This window comes from Clostridium sp. CM042, from assembly GCF_055080995.1.
This window is the reverse complement of record NZ_CM143646.1, coordinates 3,208,461-3,225,936: the sequence shown is the minus strand read 5'-3', so window position 1 is coordinate 3,225,936 and position 17,476 is coordinate 3,208,461. Positions and strand designations below refer to the sequence as shown.

The window sequence follows — 17,476 nt, the reverse complement described above, 5'->3', positions numbered from 1 at the left end:
CAGTATTTTAATAAAGATTGTGTTTTATTTTTTATTTGAAGCTTTTCTTATTTCGTCTCTCATTTTTATAGCTTCTTCGCGAGCACACTGTTCAAAACGACTTTGCCCATTATCTACTTTCTTATATGCAAGCAAAATACTTCTAGATGCATTTACTACTCCACCATTTCCATTTTTTAAATATATGGCTACATCTTTCGCGGCACCACCTTGTGCTCCATAACCTGGTATTAAGAAGAACATTTTTTCTAGATTTTTCCTCATCTTTAATCCTTCATCTATATGCGTGCATCCAACAACTCCACCTATGGAGCTATATCCGCATTCTCCAATAAATTCACTTCCGATTTTTAATAACTTTTCCCCCACAATATCATAAACCTTTTTATTTTCTTTATTCTCTATATACTCTATATCTTCTGCTCCTTTATTTGAAGTTCTTACTAGTGAGAATAATCCCTTTTCCTTATTTTTTAGATAAGGAAGATATGGTTCAATACTATCCATCCCCATATATGGATTTATAGTTATAAAGTCACTTTCAAAATCTCCTTCAAAATGAGCTTTAGCATACATTTGTGCAGTTTTTGCAATGTCTCCTCTTTTAATATCTGCAATTACTATGCCACCTTTGCTTTTTATATAACTCAAAGTGTCTTTGTATACTTTTAAACCTTTTAATCCAAGAGCTTCATAATATGCTATTTGTACCTTGTAACAAGCTGATACATCAAAAGTAGCATCAATTATCATTTGATTAAATCTGTATAACGCGTGTTCCTCATGCATAAACTTATTTCTAAACTCTACCGGTAAGTATTCTAAATCCGTATCAAGCCCCACGCATACATGACCATTTTTTTCTACACTTTTAAATAATTTATCTATAATCAAAGATTATTCCACCTTTACCACTTTATTTACAAATCCATTCTTTGTTTGTTTCTACCTTAGCTTTATAAATTATTCTCCCTGCCTTAATCGTGCACATTACCCTGCCTACTACAGGCTTTCCCTCAAATGGAGAATTGTGTCCTTTAGATAAAAACTGCGAAGGATCAATGTTATATTTAGATTTAGTATCTAAAAGCACCAAGTCTCCATCATAACCTATTTTTATTTCTCCCTTGTTGAATCCCATAATTTTAGCTGGATTTTTTGACATCAATTCTGAAAGTTTATTTATAGTAATATGACCTTCTCCTACCAATTTAGTGTAGCATACAGAAAATGAAGTTTCTAAGCCTGATATGCCAGGAGCGCCCTTTATTTTATCCTCAACACTATGTGGCGCGTGGTCAGTAGCTATAACATCCACAAAGCCATCTTTTATAGCTTGTATTAGGAAGCTTACATCATCAGCTTTCCTTATAGGTGGATTTACCCTATACTTCGTTTCTTCCGTTAATGATATATGATGTGGCGTAACTTCACAGGTTATTCGTCCCCCCTGCTTTTTGCCCTTTATAATATCTTGCATAGCTTCTTTTGTGCTAACATGAGCTAAGTGGAGTTTACAACCTGTGAATTTTGAAAGGGCTATATCTCTCCATGTCATCATATTTTCAGCAAGCCTTGTATCAACTTCTACTAACTCTTCATTTTCAGCATGGGATATTATTGTTAAATTCTTTTCTTTAGCTTTAACCATTGCATCAAGCATTATACGACTATCATAAACCCCTTTACCATCATCCGATATAAATCTTACTGCATTGGTTAACTGGCCTAGGTGGTCTATAGATTTCCCCAACAGATCCTCTGTAATAGATGCACATTGATGAATGTCCAAGAGATTTATTTCCTTAGATTTTTTAAGCACCTTATCTATTGTATCCATTGAGTTACATACTGGTTTTGTATTTGCCATAAGGTTTACCGCAGTATATCCACCCCTCACTGCGGCCTGGCTTCCCGAGAGTAGATCCTCTTTATACGTATACCCCGGTTCTCTAAAATGACTGTGAAAATCTATAAAAGAAGGGGTTAAAATATATCCCTCTCCGTTTATTACCTCACAGTCTTTTTCTAGTTTTTTTCCTATTTCATATATTGTTCCTTTATTTATATAAACATCGCCAATAAAATCCTGTGATGAATCAACTACCCTTGCATTCTTAATTAACAATTCCATAGTTCTTCCATCCTTTCAAAAACATATTAAGATTTATTTGCAGAATTTAAATCTTGATTTAAATCCTGCATCCTTTATAATTCTAATTATTTGTTTTATTATGATCTAGTAGTATTGTTATTAACTTCATCACAGTATATACATCTATATTCGCCCTTTTCTCGATTTGATAAGTAGAAGCTATTCAAAATTTCTTGTTCTATAGATGTGATACATCTTGGATTATTACATTTTATAACATTCTCAATTTTATCTGGCAAATTTAGCTTAACCTTATTTTCTATTTTTTCTCCGGTTATTATATTTATTGTTATGTTAGGGTCTATAAAACCTAACACTGTAAAATCTATATCTATCTCATTTTCTATTTTAATTATATCTTTTTTGCCTAGCTTCCCACTAGTTGCATTCATAATAAGTGCCACTGTAAATTCAGCATTATCAAGACCTAAATAGTTGAATATTTTGAGACCGAGTCCCGCTTTAATATGATCTATTACTATTCCTCTTTTTATACTATTTATTGTTACCATTACTTATCCACCCCCAAAAGTTTAGCAATAAGTGCCATTCTTGCATACATACCATATTTTGCTTGTCTAAAGTAACATGCCCTTGGATCAGCGTCGATTTCCACAGCTATTTCATTAACTCTAGGAAGTGGGTGAAGAATTATCATATCTTTCTTAGCTTTTAGCATTTTCTCTTTATCTAGTATATAAATATCTTTAAGTCTTATATAATCTTCCTCGTTAAAAAATCTTTCCCTTTGAACTCTAGTCATATATAAAATATCGAGGCCTTCAATAACATCTTCTAATCTTTCAACTTCAATGAACTCCATATTATTTTTTTCCAATACTTCCGATTTAATGTATTTAGGAATCGATAATTCCTTTGGTGAAATCAGTACAAATTTAATGTTTTCATATCTTGACATGGCTTTTATTAATGAGTGAACTGTTCTACCAAACATTAAATCTCCACAAATTCCTATGGTTAAGTTTGATAATGTTCCTTTAATATTTCTTATGGTTAAAAGATCTGTTAATGTTTGAGTTGGATGTTGATGCCCACCATCACCTGCATTTATTACTGGCATCTTTGAATTCATAGATGCAACCTTAGGAGCTCCTTCTTTGGGATGTCTAATGGCTGCAATATCTGCATAACATTCTACTGTCCTTATAGTATCCGCTACACTTTCCCCTTTTGCTGCTGAACTTGATTTTGCCTCGGAAAACCCTAACACCTGACCTCCAAGTCTTAACATTGCCGCCTCAAAGCTTAATCTTGTTCGTGTGCTTGGTTCATAAAATAATGTTGCTAAAATTTTCCCATCACAGATATGAGAAAAATTTTCAGGTTTTTTAATTATTTCATCTGCATAATCAAAAATCTCCTCAAGCTCTAGTATTGTAAAATCCATTGGTTCAATTAAGTGTCTTCCTTTTAGCATATTACATCCACTCCTTCTCAGCCTCTCAGGGCTAAATTTAAAGGTACTATAGTACTTTTAATATTACATTTATTTTTAAAACAAAAACGCCATCTCTATTATGAGAAGGCGTAGTAATATCGCTGTAAAACATCTACTTCCTTCTCAGCCTCTCGGGCAAAATTAAAGGTTATTTATTCTTTTATTTATAATACTATATATTTTAATCCCTGTCAACATAACTTACCACGAAAATAAAAATCACCTTAAATATAATTCAAGGTGATTTTTTCTATTAAATTAATTGGTGCGCCCAGAGGGAGTCGAACCCACGGCCTTCAGATTCGAAGTCTGCCACTCTATCCAACTGAGCTATGGGCGCACAATAAAATAATTTTTAAAAGTCTTTAGTATAAATACTAAAGACTTTTATTGGAGCGGGTAGAGGGAATCGAACCCTCGTAATTAGCTTGGAAGGCTAACACTCTACCATTGAGTTATACCCGCGTATTTGGAGCGGGAGACGAGATTCGAACTCGCGACGTTCACCTTGGCAAGGTGACGCTCTACCACTGAGCCACCCCCGCATATTGTTGTTTTTATACATAGTAATTTACTTATAAATAGTAATGGTGCAGGTGAAGGGAGTTGAACCCATACACCCGAAGGCGCTAGATCCTAAGTCTAGTGCGTCTGCCAATTCCGCCACACCTGCATATTATTACTATTTTGGTGGCTTACCGGGGAATCGAACCCCGGACACCATGATTAAAAGTCATGTGCTCTACCAACTGAGCTAGTAAACCATATTAGTTAAAATAAGCAAAATTCAAACCTATACATCTAAAGTAAAGAGTCCGATGCCTTACGACTTTGAAAGGCATCCCAATTTAAAATGGGGTGGACGATGGGACTCGAACCCACGACAACCAGTACCACAAACTGGCGCTCTACCAACTGAACTACATCCACCGTATTGGGAATTTTAAATTATTAAAATTTATTAAGGTTATATTATTTTCTAATACAATCCCTTTTATTTATAAAAGGATTTTTAAATGGGGTGGACGATGGGACTCGAACCCACGACAACCAGTACCACAAACTGGCGCTCTACCAACTGAACTACGTCCACCATATGGTGCGTCTTAAGGGATTCGAACCCCCGGCCCACGCCTTAGAAGGGCGTTGCTCTATCCAACTGAGCTAAAAACGCTTGTATGTTAATGCTCTTATGAACATTAACATATTTGGAGCGGGTAGAGGGAATCGAACCCTCGTAATTAGCTTGGAAGGCTAACACTCTACCATTGAGTTATACCCGCATATTCTATTTTAATGGTCGGGGTGACAGGGATTGAACCTGCGACCTCATGGTCCCAAACCACGCGCGCTCCCAGCTGCGCTACACCCCGGCATATATTAAAAAATGGTGCGACATCGGGGGCTTGAACCCCGGACACCCTGATTAAGAGTCAGGTGCTCTACCAACTGAGCTAATGACGCATATTGGTGCGTCTTAAGGGATTCGAACCCCCGGCCCACGCCTTAGAAGGGCGTTGCTCTATCCAACTGAGCTAAAGACGCTTGTATACTTAAACTAATATGTATAAACATATTTGGAGCGGGAGACGAGATTCGAACTCGCGACGTTCACCTTGGCAAGGTGACGCTCTACCACTGAGCCACCCCCGCATATTATTGTTTTTATACATAGTAATTTACTTGTAAATAGTAATGGTGCAGGTGAAGGGAGTTGAACCCATACACCCGAAGGCGCTAGATCCTAAGTCTAGTGCGTCTGCCAATTCCGCCACACCTGCATATTATTACTATTTTGGTGGCTTACCGGGGAATCGAACCCCGGACACCATGATTAAAAGTCATGTGCTCTACCAACTGAGCTAGTAAACCTTATTGGCTGGGATAGCAGGATTTGAACCTACGGATGCCACAGTCAAAGTGTGGTGCCTTACCGCTTGGCGATACCCCAGCATTAAATGGGGTGGACGATGGGACTCGAACCCACGACAACCAGTACCACAAACTGGCGCTCTACCAACTGAACTACGTCCACCGTATGGTGCATCTTAAGGGATTCGAACCCCCGGCCCACGCCTTAGAAGGGCGTTGCTCTATCCAACTGAGCTAAAGATGCTTGTATATTAATGTTTTAATAAACATTAATATATTTGGAGCGGGTAGAGGGAATCGAACCCTCGTAATTAGCTTGGAAGGCTAACACTCTACCATTGAGTTATACCCGCATATAGTGGTCGGGGTGACAGGGATTGAACCTGCGACCTCATGGTCCCAAACCACGCGCGCTCCCAGCTGCGCTACACCCCGATATCCATTAAACTTCAAAATCCATCTAATGTCCTAAATTAACTCTGCCCTCATAACCATTTAAATTAAATGATTTTTTCTGACGACATGGATTATTCTACACCATATGTTTTAATACGTCAATACTTTTTTTAAAACTTTCTCTCTTTAATATTAAAATAAATTCTATCAACAGGTTATCTCTTACTTTAACACATTTTTAGTTTAATCAAAAAAACTAGAATTTTAGAAGTTCACATTTAAAATACCTGGCTATAAACAACTAAAATCTTATCAAATTTGGCTCTATGCATCCTTGATTGATACTTATAATAGCAAAGCTCCTAGCTCCATCTCTTGGTAGTGACGCACTACCAGGATTTATATACCATATCCCTTCTTCAAAATCTATTTTCCCAATATGTGTATGTCCATATAAAACTATGTCAGCCCCTGTTTCTAAAGCCTTATATCTTAATTTAGCCAAGCTCTCTTTTACACTATATCTATGTCCATGAGTTAAAAAAATTTTTTTCAAGCAAATTTCTTCCACCCTGTCATTAGCTGTATTTGTAGAAAAATCACAATTACCTTTAACATTAATTATTTCTCCCTTATAATGCTTTCTTATAAGGGCTATGTCGTCTACATTGTCACCTAAGTGAATCAACACATCTAATCCCTTTATTTCGCATATTAGCCGTTCTATGCTGCTAATAATACCATGTGTATCGCTTATAACACCTATTCGCATTTAAAATCACCCTCTTCATTAATCTAACGTATGGTATCTTCGACTTTTTTTGAGATGTCTAATAATTATATGTCCTATATTAATTTTTCAAGCTCACTTTTTAGTTTATCTAGTGCCCTTCCCCTATGACTAATAGCATTTTTTTCATTACTTTCCATCTGTGCAAAAGTTTTCTTGAATTCTTTCACAAAAAATAGTGGGTCATATCCGAAACCTTCTTCACCTCTAAATTTCGCTGTTATTATCCCTTCTGACTCCCCTTGTACTTTTACTATTTCATCTTTATTAATTATAAGTACCATTGCGCAAATGAATTTAGCTTTTCGCTGTTCTTCAGTCTTACCATCTAAAAGATACAATAATTTTTCGTTATTCGCTTTAGTATTTCCATGAACCCCCGCAAACCTCGCTGAAAAAATGCCTGGAGCTCCATTTAACGATTCTACTGCCAAGCCTGAATCATCGGCAAGTACCATATTTCCATGGGCTATTTTGAAAATTTCACTTGCCTTTATATCTGCATTCTCCATGAAAGTGCTTCCTGTTTCCTCTACATCAATGTTAATATTGGCTTCTTTTAAAGATAATACTTCAAAAGGAAATCGTGATAATATTTCTTTTATTTCCTTGATTTTATGGTCATTATTACTAGCAACTATTAATCTTCTCATGGCATACTCCTCACAACTCTCTGAGGTAGATAATAATTAATAATCATTATCCACTCCAAAGGTAATTTATTTTAAAAATTATACACTAAATAACTCATCTCTTGTAGGGGGCAAAACATCTTTGCAAGTTTCATCTTTTACTAATATCCCTCTAGACGCAGTCATTTTTCCTATTACCGTAGCTTGTACTCCATTACTATTTAATTTATCCACCAATTCTTTTCCAGAAGACACCGTTATTAGCATGCTTCCCGAAGATATAAATTTTAAAGGGTCAATATTAAGTCTTTCACATATTTTATATGTAATGCCACTAATAGGCATTTTATCACTATATACCTTAAATCCTAAATTGCTAGCCTCCGCAACTTCCCATAATGCTCCTAGCACACCACCTTCAGTTATATCATGCATAGAATTAACCCCAAACTCTCCTGCTATACGTCCTTCATTAACCACACTAATACCATTAATATAGTCTTTAGCTACTTTTATTTCTTTAGGAGTTAAAACGCCTTGTATCCTATCTAAATGATCATTCACTATAATTGAAGTTCCTTCCATACAAAGTAGTTTGGTAACGACAATTTCATCTCCGATTTTTGCTCCTGAAGTTGCCACAGCACCTTGTGCTTTGCCTTTTCCTATAGCAGTACATGAAACTACTATTTTGTTTACAGCTTCTGTAACCTCAGTATGTCCACCTAATATCTCCACATTCAGTTTTTTTGTCTCTTCATCAATTTCTCTCATAACGTTTTTTATATCTTCTATCGTCGCTGTTGGCGGTACAAGAATTGTAACTAAAATGCCTACAGGCTCAACTCCACAAGAAGCTATATCATTGCAGTTTATATGAACTGCTAATTTGCCCATATTTTTATCAGCTCCAGTTATTGGATCTGTAGATACTACGCACTCATATTCGCCAAAATTTATTACACTGCAGTCTTCGCCTATTCCACTTCTAATTCTTACATCGCCCCGGACAACACTTTTATTGTTGTCAATTATTTGTTTTAAGTCATCCCAATTTAATTTTCCAACTTTCATTTAAATTCTTCCTTTCTAATTTAATAAAACTAGCACATTTTAACAATTCTAATCATATTATCTATATAAGTACTAATTATATGGTGGTGTTATGTTGAATTTTCTAGGACCTTTTTTAAAAACCAATACATTAAACAAAACTAACATAAAAAATCAATTCTTCTACTTATCAAAAGAATCATTAAAGGATATAGTTTTCGATTCTAAATGTGGTATATATATTCCCTCACGCGATTTAAAATCTAAATCCTTTTCTAAGATTGATATTAACACAATTAATTTAAATTCTCCACTTTTATGTATTTACAAAAAAGTGGACGCTAAATTAAAATCGAAAGAAGGCACGTTAAATTGGAATGAGAACAAAGTAAAGAAAGAAATAATTGTTAATAGTAATGCATTCATGACTTTGTCACTACTAGAACTCGTAGACTACTATAATAGCTTTAGGGATATTGATAATAAAAAATATGATCTAAGTTCTATCTACCTTAAACTTTGCAAAGAACAGTTAGAATTTTATGCTATTTATTTTCGAAATAAAGATGGTCTCTTTGTTGACAAAAAAGATTTAACTAATCCTCTGAACCAAGAATTTAATTTTCAAGATAAAAACAATAAATTCAAATTTTCTGATCAAGCCTTTATGATGGCTGCTTACTACAAATATTCTACTTATAATAACGTAAAACAAGAGCATGAATATAAACAATTTGCTCTAGATATCCTAGATATGTTTGTTCAATATAAAGAAGAAATTTACAATGTTTCTTTTGAGGAACTCAATAAGATATGTTTAGCATTAAATATTTTCTACAAGTATTCTGGCTTAGAACTATGCGAAACTTTATTGCTAGATTTTTTGGATTTACTTATAGATCAATATAATGCTAAGCCATCTTTAATTGTTAATGCTAAATTAGATTATTCTTGTATGCTTTTTATAAACTGTACGCTTATGTATAACAATACACTAATTCTTAAATTCAAAGATACTAGTGACGATTTGTATGAAAAGCTTACAAAATTATACGATGCCGATAAAGGTATCTTACTAAAGGAAAGTGCTGATAAAGAGATAAATTATACTTGTGATGAGCTCTTACTATACATGTACAGCCAAATCATATATTCTGATTTTAACAATATTGAAGATAATTCTTTCATGCTTCAGGATATTTTTAAACATCAAATTTTGGATTCTGGTATAGTTTTAAGTTGGCCTGATTCTCCCTCTTTAGATAACCCAGAACATTACAGGGATTTCTCACTAAAATCAGAAGATTTGATACAAGAGGCTGATTTTAGAATGCCTGAAATACCAACACCTGAAACCAATGAATTAGCTCCTATCTTCATTAAAAATGTGGTATACAATAAACGAAAAGAGAGCTTTAAACAAAGTAAGTTATCTTTTGATAGCAGCAAGAATATGTTTATATTCTTCTTAACAATATTTTTCCACACTCACTAATAATAAGAGTTAATAATTTTCTCTTATATTATGCTATAACAAAAAGTATATATGGCTAAAATGCATTCTACGCAATATATACTTTTATTAGCATAGTATAAGAAAAAAAGCTTAATTTTATTTGGAAGCAGTCTTAGCCTCTTTATACGCATAATCAAATACTAAATTCCCACTTTTAGTTAAATAAATATCTTTAATATTTTCTTTTTTACATATAACTGTATTGCCTATATATATCGGTATACATGGTAAGTCTTTTGCTAATATAGATTGTGCCTGATTATAAATTGTTATTTTATTTTTATCTTTTTTCTCCAGCAATGCTTTTTCTATAGTTTTATCATAATCCGAACTTTTATATCCATAAATATTATCTTTTGAGTATGATGTCCATTTAGAAAAGAATTTATAGATATCTCCATATTCTTCATCATTTTTTGAAAATACAATATCATAATTTCCCTCTTCAAGTACTTTTTCGAGTTCATCTTTTGTGTATCCAGTGCACACTACCTTTATATCTAAATATTCTTTAATATTTTTAGCTATTTCCTTGCTTATTTTAGTATCAAAATTTTTATTTTCATATACCATAACTAATTCTTGTTTTTCCTTATAATTACTACTTTTCTTTAAATATTCTAAGCCTTTAATTTTATTCTTGGATGCATTAAAAATCACTTTACCACCATTGTCTTTAGAATTAGTAAAAGGTGTATAATTTATTGTTGGAACCGCTACATCTTCTGATATAGTTTCTATAATTAATTCCCGATCTATAATTGAACCAATTGCATTTCTAAAATTTATATCTACTGAATCCCTTTTTTCTAGTATATTTTTAGTTTTTAGATTGAAATTGATATAATACATGCTCTGAGATAGTTTAACTTCAGTTTTATTTTCCGTGCTAAGGGCACTTACTTCACTTATTGGTGGACTTACAAGTACATCAATTTTTGAGGTATCACTATACTGCGAAGTTTCAAAATTTGCTAAAGCTTTCTCTTCATCCTTTATAGAAGTAAATAGCATTTCATTACTAACAATTTCATTGGCTCTCCAATACTTTTCGTTCTTTACTAATTTTATTTCTCCATCTTTGTTTACCTCTTTTATAATAAATGGACCACTATATTGAATTTGACTGCAGCTATCTTTCCAGTTCCTTGTATCCATATTATTTCCCCTTAAAGTGAAAACTGGATTGCTAAGTATATTTATAAAGTTGTCACTAGGATTATTTAGCCTTATCTCTAAGGTTAAATCGTCCTTTGCAACAATACCAACATTTTCAAAATCTACTTTTCCCGCACTAAAATCGCGAGCTCCAAATATACAATATAATTGCTTAGCAAAAACATTCCCTTTTTCCAATAAAATGTTGTAGAAGAACCTTTTAAAATCATCAGCTTTTATAGATGTTCCATCGTTATAATGCAGATCTTTTCTTAATTTAAAGGTATACCCTATTTTGTCCTTACTAACCTCAATTTTTTCTGCCATGGCAGGTACTATTTTGCCATCTTTATCTTCTCTTACTAATCCTTCAAATAAAACTAATAACAAGTCTTTTTCACGAACACTATCATTATTTGTCATAAGCAAGTCTGATGGCAATTCTCCCAAGTTATAAACTAAATATTTCCTAGATGTTGACGGTTTTACTTTCTTTTGAATACATCCACTGCTTAACATCGTCATAAAAATCAACATTATACATAATAACTTTTTCATACTTACCCCCAATATGTGTATTATTAAGAGTATTAACTTTTCATATATGAAATAATCAAATTTTTAATAAAATATTGATAAATTTTATTATTTCATTATGTTATAATGTAAATATATTTACAGAATTTATATATATGTAAAAATATAGGAGGTCTTCTCCATGTTAATCAACACTGTTCAAATTATTGCTATACTTGCCATGTTAATTTTTATGCTTACCTCAATATGGGGCTTTATTTTATTAATTAAAATATTTAATCAGTTAAGATATAAAAATTATTTATTGGAAAAACTTCTACAAAATGCCTCTAGCTCATCTTCAAAGCATGAACACAAAGAATATTCTAAAGATGATTTTAAAGTCGAAGATATTTCTAGTCCAGGTGAAAAATAAATATTAGTAGCTCAACATAAAGAAGACGTCATTTGACGTCTTTCTTACATTTTCCACACTATTTTAACATATTTACTAGTTCTTCTTCAGATATAACTGTAATTCCAAGCTCTTGAGCTTTGGTAAGCTTACTTCCGGCATTCTCGCCTACTAAAACGTAACTTGTTTTATTAGAAACAGAACCTGATACTTTTCCTCCATGATTTTCTATTATCGATGTGGCATCACTACGCCCCATTGACGTAAGGGTTCCAGTTACAACGAATGTTAACCCGTTAAATAGATTATCGACCTGATTTGAGTCTTCTACAGCCATATTTACGCCATACTCTTTTAACCTATCAATTATTTCTCTGTTTTTATTATCTTCAAAAAATCTTAGTACACACAAAGCACTTATTTCACCTATATCAGAAACCTCTATTAGTTCATCCAATGTTGTATTTTGCAAACATTCAATAGATTTATAATGCTTCATTATGGATTTCGCTGCTATCTTTCCAATATTAGGAATTCCGAGGCCTGTTAGCAACCTTTGTGCTTCATTTCCCCTTGATTTGTCTATAGCATCTAGTAACTTATCTGTATTCTTTTCTTTTCCAATTATACCTTTCTCTATAAGCTCCGCGCGGTAATTAAACAGTGAATATACATCTGCTACATCTTTAATATATTCTAAACGGATGAGTTCCTTAATATAAGCCGTACCAAATCCTTTTATATCCATAGCATTCCGACCAACAAAATTAATTATGTGTCTTTCTAATTGCGCCATACAGTTAGGGTTTGTACATTTGATATCAGCCGTATCATTTTCACGGACAGTAGGGGTTCCACATACCGGGCATCGGTCTGGAATTTGGAATCTATTTAGCTTCTCAGAACGTTTTTCTTTGACTACAGCCTTAATTTTCGGGATAATCTCTCCTGATTTGTATACAACAATTATATCTCCAATCCTTATATCTAAATCATTGATAAAATCTTGGTTGTGAAGAATTGCTCTAGATACAGATGTTCCGCATAAGCGAATTGGTTCAAAAATTGCTGTAGGAGTAATTCTTCCGGTTCTTCCTACTGATAGTTCAATATCAATCAATTTTGTTTCTTTTTCTTCTGGAGGGAACTTATATGCTATAGCCCATTTGGGAACTTTTGAAGTATTACCAAGTTTTTTTCTATCTTCCAAGTTATCAATTTTTATAACAACTCCGTCAATGTCGTATGCTAAATTACCTCTATCTTCTCCTATAGCCTGGATAGTATTCCACACTTCATCAGCTGTTTTACATTTCACATAATTCTCAATAACTTTTACACCCTGTTTTTTTAACCATTCATAACCTTCGGTATGTGTTTTAAATTCAATTCCTTTGACATCTTGAATATTAAAAATAAACAGTGATAATTGTCTTTCCTTTGTTATTTTACTATCTAACTGCCTTAATGTACCAGCAGCACAGTTCCTTGGATTAGCAAATATCTTTTTCCCTAATAGTTCTTGTTGTTCATTAACCTTATCAAACGCGGCACTTGCCATATATACCTCACCACGAATCTCGAGGTATGGAACTTGCTCTTTCAGTTTCCGCGCAACATCCCCAATTACTTTAGCATTTTCAGTGACATCTTCACCTTGAATGATTCCATCACCGCGAGTTACAGCTACTGTTAATTTACCTTCTACATAACGTAGTGACATTGACAAACCATCAATTTTAAGTTCAACAACAAATGTTGGATCACTGAGTTCTTCAATCATTTTATTTACATAAGCATAGACTTCTTCTTTTGTAAATACGTCTTGCAAACTGAGCATTGGCACATTATGTTTTACTAATACCCCAGCTTTTCTTTTAGCATTTCCACCTATGTTTTGAGTTGGGGACTCTAAGGTGATAAGTTTTGGATATTCTTTCTCTATTGCTTTAAGCGCAAGCATCAATTGATCATATTCATAATCTGATATTTCCGGATTATCTTGGTTGTAATATCTATCACTGTGATATTTAATTGTCTTTTTTAATTCTTCAATTTCATCTTTTACACTAATTTTCATAAACTACACCCTTTCCCACGAAATCAACGTTCATCTGCTAGGTATATGAAATAAAATAACTAGCACACTACTAGCTATTTTATCCAAAACGCCTTAGCGCATTCAAATAAATAGCAAATCAGTATGCTAGCCCTATTTTCATGTGCCTTATAACATTTCTAAAGGCGCTTTATCTAATATCAACTTTTTTATTCCCATGTTATCAAACGCTATTGAAATCATTGTATCATTATCAGAACTCGATTTTGACACTATGGTACCTATTCCAAATTTAGTATGTCTAACTTTCCTACCTACCGTAGCTTCTCTATTCATAGCATTCTCACTATTGACACTTTGCTGCCCTGGATCATTTCCTTTCGCTGTAGCTGATGCATAATCTTGAGGCGAAGTTTTACTTAGTAGTCCATGCGGGTTATAATTTTGTGAATTTCCAGTGTTTTTTCTCTTTAATACCTGCACAGTCCTATTTTTAGCTCCCCCGATAACTTCTTTTAAATCCGGAGAAATTTCACTGATAAAATCAGAAGGCTGATACCCAACATTTCTTCCAAATACCATTCTACTCTCGGCAGATGTTATGTAGAGCTTCTCCTCCGCCCTTGTTATAGCAACATAGCACAGGCGCCTTGATTCTTCCATTTCAGTAAAGTTGTTAAGCGAAGACATGCCGGGGAATATCCCATTTTCCATACCAACCATAAATACTACTGGAAATTCTAACCCCTTTGCACTATGAACAGTCATCATTGCCGCAGTCTCTACTGTTTCATCAGGGTCATCAGTGCTCGAACCTAAACTTACTCCTTCTAAGAATGTTAAAAGCGACTTATCTTCTGAAGTTCTTTCAAATTCTACAGCATCTGATACTAATTCCTTTATATTTTCTACCCTGCTCTCATCCTCTGGTTCCTTAGAAAGTTCTAATTGCTTTAAATACCCTGTATCACTTATTATAGATTTGATTAACTCAGAGACTGTCCCTGTTTCATTTTTGGCCATAAAGCTATTCATAAGACTTACAAACTTACTTATAGATGCTTTATTTCTAGTTGTCAATGTAGGTATAAAATCTACATCTAGAATAGCACTATACAAGCATTGATCTATACCTGTTGCAAATTCTTGAATCTTTTGAATAGTTGCATCTCCTATACTTCTTTTAGGTACATTTATAATTCTTTTTAAAGCGATATCGTCAAGCGGATTATTAATAAGCTTTAAATACGCCATTATATCCTTTATTTCTTTTCTATCATAGAATTTTAATCCCCCTACTATTTTATATGGAATTAAATTTTTTCTGAAACTCTCCTCAAAAATACGTGATTGAGAATTCATCCTATATAAAATTGCAAAGTCCTTATAGCTTCTATTTTCCTCAGTCATAATTCTCTTAATTTGGCTTGCTACAAAATTTGACTCGTCTCTATCTGTAAATGCTCTATATAAATTAATTTTCTCTCCACAATCTTTTTCAGTCCTTAGAGCCTTATCTTTTCTTTGAGAATTATTTCTTATAACTTCATTAGCTGCCATAAGTATATTTCCGCAAGATCTATAATTTTGCTCGAGCTTAACAACCTTTGCCTTTGGATAATCTTTTTCAAAATCTAAGATATTGGTGACATCCGCACCTCTCCAAGCATAAATACATTGGTCATCATCTCCAACTACGCATATATTTTCACGCTCATCTACTAAAAGCTTTATAAGCTCATACTGTGCTTTATTTGTGTCTTGATACTCATCAACCATAATGTACTTGAATTTTGAATGATAGAAATCCAAAACATCCTTATTATTTTTTAACAGTTCGACAGCTTTAAATATTAAATCATCAAAATCTAGTGCATTATTACCTTTTAGTCTTTTTTGATAAAGAACATACACATCAGCGATTTTGTTTTTTCTATAATCGCTTTCATTTTCTTTTTTAAATTTCTGTGGACTAATAAGTTCGTTTTTAGCATTTGATATTTTACCTAAAATTTCTGAATCTGTTAGATCTTTTTCATTTATTTGAAGTTCCTTCATACACTGTTTAATCAAACTTTTTTGATCATAGCTATCATAAATAGTGAAATTCTTATTATATCCCAGCCTATCTATCTCTCGCCTTAAAATCCTAACACAACTAGAGTGGAAGGTAGAAATCCACATATTATCCGCTATATTGCCTACTAGGGAACGCACTCTATCCTTCATTTCACCAGCCGCTTTATTAGTAAAAGTTATGGATAAAATTTGAGACGGATATATAGCTAAATCCTGAATCATATGCGCAATTCTATAGGTCAAAACCCTAGTTTTCCCAGATCCCGCTCCAGCTAATATTAGCAATGGGCCATCAACTGTTATTGCAGCCTCGCACTGCTCTTTGTTTAACAAACTTTTTAAATCCATGAAACCACTCCTTATATATTAGATCTAGCATTACTACTTCTCTTTAAGGTATAAAGATACCTATAATTATATCACAGACTACGAAGACTTAAACAATTTTAAAAATATAGACGGTTAATTTATGTTTACTCCTTTAACTTAATTAAACTGAGCAAATATATATTAACCGTCCCTCTCTATCCACAATTAAATCATCTCCCGCGGAGCTGTATTGACGACTTCAGAAGGAGATTTATACTCCCGCTTATAAACGTGGGATACATTCCTTCTGAAATGTCGTTAAAAATGAATACACTTATTTCACTAATTTCAAACGCTCTAATATAAGTTTATACCCATCACTACCATAATTTAATGCTCTGCTGATTCTACTTATTGTAGCAGTACTTGCCCCTGTTTCACCTGCTATATCCAAATAGGTCCTTTTATCTGCTAACATTTTTGCTACTTGAAGCCTTTGCTCAAATGCTTTAATCTCATTTATAGTGCATAAATCTTCAAAAAATCTATAGCATTCTTCCTTTGTTTGCAGGCTTAAAATACCCTCAAAAAGAGAATTCATATCCTTACTTTCTAATTTAGAACTGTATTCACTCATCATCCTTCACCTCTAATAATCACAGATTACTTTAATACAATTTTATCATCTATATTCCTCGTATACTATTAAATCATCACCTAACCCCTTAAAAATCATATAAAAAATGCAGCTTATTAAATTTTTTTTAAATAAACTGCTGTGAAGTATAAAATATTTATTTGATTGTACCTAAATTATTACTTAGATAATTATACTATTTAACTAAATTTAACATCACTGTAGTTATAGCAAAGCAAATTGCTGAAACTACTGTAATTCTTACTAGTAATGATTCCGCTGTTTTTGTTTTATTTTTAGCAAAAAAAGTTTCAGAAGTTCCTCCTATAAGGCCACTTAATCCATCTGATTTACTAGGTTGCATCATAACAGATACAATTATAGCAATTGAAGTTATAACCTGTAAAACTACTAGAAAACTATGCATGTG

Annotated in this window: 14 protein-coding genes and 20 tRNA genes; 2 read left to right on the top strand and 32 right to left on the bottom strand. The window is 33.2% G+C overall.

The annotated features are described in order from the left end of the window. Window positions 1-24: 24 nt before the first annotated feature. The 27 genes from pyrF to ACWJJ7_RS15285 form a co-directional block, all read right to left on the bottom strand. Window positions 25-894 carry an orotidine-5'-phosphate decarboxylase gene (gene pyrF / locus ACWJJ7_RS15415; protein WP_462962860.1) on the bottom strand — a complete coding sequence of 290 codons (870 nt, stop codon included), beginning with the start codon at window positions 892-894 and terminating at the stop codon, window positions 25-27. A 22-nt stretch (window positions 895-916) separates the two neighbouring features. Beyond that, complete coding sequence (locus tag ACWJJ7_RS15410; RefSeq protein WP_462962859.1) at window positions 917-2,134, bottom strand: dihydroorotase; 1,218 nt, start codon at window positions 2,132-2,134, stop codon at window positions 917-919. A gap of 98 nt (window positions 2,135-2,232) precedes the next feature. Beyond that, on the bottom strand, window positions 2,233-2,667 hold the full coding sequence (locus ACWJJ7_RS15405) for an aspartate carbamoyltransferase regulatory subunit (RefSeq protein ID WP_462962858.1): 435 nt from the start codon (window positions 2,665-2,667) through the stop codon (window positions 2,233-2,235). Continuing rightward, window positions 2,667-3,593, bottom strand: a complete 927-nt coding sequence (pyrB, locus tag ACWJJ7_RS15400; protein ID WP_462962857.1) for an aspartate carbamoyltransferase — start codon at window positions 3,591-3,593, stop codon at window positions 2,667-2,669. The genes ACWJJ7_RS15405 and pyrB overlap by 1 nt, the downstream gene beginning before the upstream one ends. 284 nt (window positions 3,594-3,877) lie before the next feature. Beyond that, window positions 3,878-3,954 (bottom strand) — tRNA-Arg (locus tag ACWJJ7_RS15395). Window positions 3,955-4,005: 51 nt separating this feature from the next. Beyond that, window positions 4,006-4,079 (bottom strand) — tRNA-Gly (locus ACWJJ7_RS15390). Window positions 4,080-4,084: 5 nt separating this feature from the next. Further along, window positions 4,085-4,159, bottom strand: a tRNA-Gly gene (locus ACWJJ7_RS15385). 43 nt (window positions 4,160-4,202) lie between these two features. Then, window positions 4,203-4,287: transfer RNA gene (locus ACWJJ7_RS15380), tRNA-Leu, on the bottom strand. A 15-nt stretch (window positions 4,288-4,302) separates the two neighbouring features. Beyond that, window positions 4,303-4,378: transfer RNA gene (locus tag ACWJJ7_RS15375), tRNA-Lys, on the bottom strand. Between the two features lie 90 nt (window positions 4,379-4,468). Further along, window positions 4,469-4,544 (bottom strand) — tRNA-His (locus ACWJJ7_RS15370). An 87-nt stretch (window positions 4,545-4,631) separates the two neighbouring features. Beyond that, window positions 4,632-4,707 (bottom strand) — tRNA-His (locus ACWJJ7_RS15365). A gap of 4 nt (window positions 4,708-4,711) precedes the next feature. Then, window positions 4,712-4,788 (bottom strand) — tRNA-Arg (locus ACWJJ7_RS15360). 35 nt (window positions 4,789-4,823) lie between these two features. Continuing rightward, window positions 4,824-4,897: transfer RNA gene (locus ACWJJ7_RS15355), tRNA-Gly, on the bottom strand. A gap of 14 nt (window positions 4,898-4,911) precedes the next feature. Further along, window positions 4,912-4,987 (bottom strand) — tRNA-Pro (locus ACWJJ7_RS15350). A 15-nt stretch (window positions 4,988-5,002) separates the two neighbouring features. Then, a tRNA-Lys gene (locus tag ACWJJ7_RS15345) sits at window positions 5,003-5,078 on the bottom strand. Between the two features lie 4 nt (window positions 5,079-5,082). After that, window positions 5,083-5,159, bottom strand: a tRNA-Arg gene (locus ACWJJ7_RS15340). Window positions 5,160-5,192: 33 nt separating this feature from the next. Continuing rightward, window positions 5,193-5,267, bottom strand: a tRNA-Gly gene (locus ACWJJ7_RS15335). Between the two features lie 43 nt (window positions 5,268-5,310). After that, window positions 5,311-5,395, bottom strand: a tRNA-Leu gene (locus ACWJJ7_RS15330). 15 nt (window positions 5,396-5,410) lie between these two features. Then, window positions 5,411-5,486 (bottom strand) — tRNA-Lys (locus tag ACWJJ7_RS15325). Between the two features lie 4 nt (window positions 5,487-5,490). Beyond that, window positions 5,491-5,565: transfer RNA gene (locus ACWJJ7_RS15320), tRNA-Gln, on the bottom strand. 8 nt (window positions 5,566-5,573) lie between these two features. Further along, a tRNA-His gene (locus ACWJJ7_RS15315) sits at window positions 5,574-5,649 on the bottom strand. 4 nt (window positions 5,650-5,653) lie between these two features. Beyond that, window positions 5,654-5,730, bottom strand: a tRNA-Arg gene (locus tag ACWJJ7_RS15310). 35 nt (window positions 5,731-5,765) lie between these two features. Continuing rightward, window positions 5,766-5,839, bottom strand: a tRNA-Gly gene (locus tag ACWJJ7_RS15305). 6 nt (window positions 5,840-5,845) lie between these two features. Then, window positions 5,846-5,921: transfer RNA gene (locus ACWJJ7_RS15300), tRNA-Pro, on the bottom strand. 262 nt (window positions 5,922-6,183) lie between these two features. After that, on the bottom strand, window positions 6,184-6,654 hold the full coding sequence (locus tag ACWJJ7_RS15295; protein WP_462962856.1) for a metallophosphoesterase: 471 nt from the start codon (window positions 6,652-6,654) through the stop codon (window positions 6,184-6,186). A 74-nt stretch (window positions 6,655-6,728) separates the two neighbouring features. Further along, window positions 6,729-7,325 carry an XTP/dITP diphosphatase gene (locus ACWJJ7_RS15290; protein ID WP_462962855.1) on the bottom strand — a complete coding sequence of 199 codons (597 nt, stop codon included), beginning with the start codon at window positions 7,323-7,325 and terminating at the stop codon, window positions 6,729-6,731. 78 nt (window positions 7,326-7,403) lie between these two features. Continuing rightward, on the bottom strand, window positions 7,404-8,378 hold the full coding sequence (locus ACWJJ7_RS15285) for an AIR synthase family protein (RefSeq protein ID WP_462962854.1): 975 nt from the start codon (window positions 8,376-8,378) through the stop codon (window positions 7,404-7,406). A gap of 91 nt (window positions 8,379-8,469) precedes the next feature. On the opposite strand from ACWJJ7_RS15285, the gene ACWJJ7_RS15280 reads away from it, so the two are divergent. Next, window positions 8,470-9,852 (top strand): hypothetical protein, encoded by a 1,383-nt coding sequence (locus tag ACWJJ7_RS15280; protein WP_462962853.1) that lies wholly within the window; start codon window positions 8,470-8,472, stop codon window positions 9,850-9,852. Between the two features lie 117 nt (window positions 9,853-9,969). Here the strand turns inward: ACWJJ7_RS15280 and ACWJJ7_RS15275 are convergent, their stop codons facing one another. Continuing rightward, window positions 9,970-11,589, bottom strand: coding sequence for a peptide ABC transporter substrate-binding protein (locus ACWJJ7_RS15275; RefSeq protein WP_462962852.1), 1,620 nt, complete (start codon window positions 11,587-11,589; stop codon window positions 9,970-9,972). A gap of 160 nt (window positions 11,590-11,749) precedes the next feature. Between ACWJJ7_RS15275 and ACWJJ7_RS15270 the strand changes: the two genes are divergently transcribed. Then, complete coding sequence (locus ACWJJ7_RS15270) at window positions 11,750-11,983, top strand: hypothetical protein (protein ID WP_462962851.1); 234 nt, start codon at window positions 11,750-11,752, stop codon at window positions 11,981-11,983. 58 nt (window positions 11,984-12,041) lie between these two features. Here the strand turns inward: ACWJJ7_RS15270 and ligA are convergent, their stop codons facing one another. The 4 genes from ligA to secG form a co-directional block, all read right to left on the bottom strand. After that, window positions 12,042-14,036, bottom strand: a complete 1,995-nt coding sequence (ligA, locus tag ACWJJ7_RS15265; protein ID WP_462965010.1) for an NAD-dependent DNA ligase LigA — start codon at window positions 14,034-14,036, stop codon at window positions 12,042-12,044. A gap of 153 nt (window positions 14,037-14,189) precedes the next feature. Next, the gene (gene pcrA, locus ACWJJ7_RS15260; protein WP_462962850.1) at window positions 14,190-16,448 is read right to left on the bottom strand and encodes a DNA helicase PcrA; all 2,259 of its coding nucleotides are present in this window, start codon (window positions 16,446-16,448) and stop codon (window positions 14,190-14,192) included. Between the two features lie 295 nt (window positions 16,449-16,743). Next, a complete protein-coding gene (locus ACWJJ7_RS15255) occupies window positions 16,744-17,046 on the bottom strand; it encodes a YerC/YecD family TrpR-related protein (RefSeq protein ID WP_462962849.1) in 303 nt (100 codons plus the stop codon). Between the two features lie 196 nt (window positions 17,047-17,242). After that, window positions 17,243-17,473 carry a preprotein translocase subunit SecG gene (gene secG / locus ACWJJ7_RS15250; RefSeq protein WP_462962848.1) on the bottom strand — a complete coding sequence of 77 codons (231 nt, stop codon included), beginning with the start codon at window positions 17,471-17,473 and terminating at the stop codon, window positions 17,243-17,245. Window positions 17,474-17,476 lie beyond the last annotated feature (3 nt).

Coding starts and splice junctions, on each gene's coding strand:
- ACWJJ7_RS15410 (WP_462962859.1), bottom strand. CDS start 2,134: ATGGAATTGTTAATTAAGAATGCAAGGGTAGTTGATTCATCACAGGAT.
- ACWJJ7_RS15405 (WP_462962858.1), bottom strand. CDS start 2,667: ATGGTAACAATAAATAGTATAAAAAGAGGAATAGTAATAGATCATATT.
- pyrB (WP_462962857.1), bottom strand. CDS start 3,593: ATGCTAAAAGGAAGACACTTAATTGAACCAATGGATTTTACAATACTA.
- ACWJJ7_RS15295 (WP_462962856.1), bottom strand. CDS start 6,654: ATGCGAATAGGTGTTATAAGCGATACACATGGTATTATTAGCAGCATA.
- ACWJJ7_RS15290 (WP_462962855.1), bottom strand. CDS start 7,325: ATGAGAAGATTAATAGTTGCTAGTAATAATGACCATAAAATCAAGGAA.
- ACWJJ7_RS15285 (WP_462962854.1), bottom strand. CDS start 8,378: ATGAAAGTTGGAAAATTAAATTGGGATGACTTAAAACAAATAATTGAC.
- ACWJJ7_RS15280 (WP_462962853.1), top strand. CDS start 8,470: ATGTTGAATTTTCTAGGACCTTTTTTAAAAACCAATACATTAAACAAA.
- ACWJJ7_RS15275 (WP_462962852.1), bottom strand. CDS start 11,589: ATGAAAAAGTTATTATGTATAATGTTGATTTTTATGACGATGTTAAGC.
- ACWJJ7_RS15270 (WP_462962851.1), top strand. CDS start 11,750: ATGTTAATCAACACTGTTCAAATTATTGCTATACTTGCCATGTTAATT.
- pcrA (WP_462962850.1), bottom strand. CDS start 16,448: ATGGATTTAAAAAGTTTGTTAAACAAAGAGCAGTGCGAGGCTGCAATA.
- ACWJJ7_RS15255 (WP_462962849.1), bottom strand. CDS start 17,046: ATGAGTGAATACAGTTCTAAATTAGAAAGTAAGGATATGAATTCTCTT.
- secG (WP_462962848.1), bottom strand. CDS start 17,473: ATGCATAGTTTTCTAGTAGTTTTACAGGTTATAACTTCAATTGCTATA.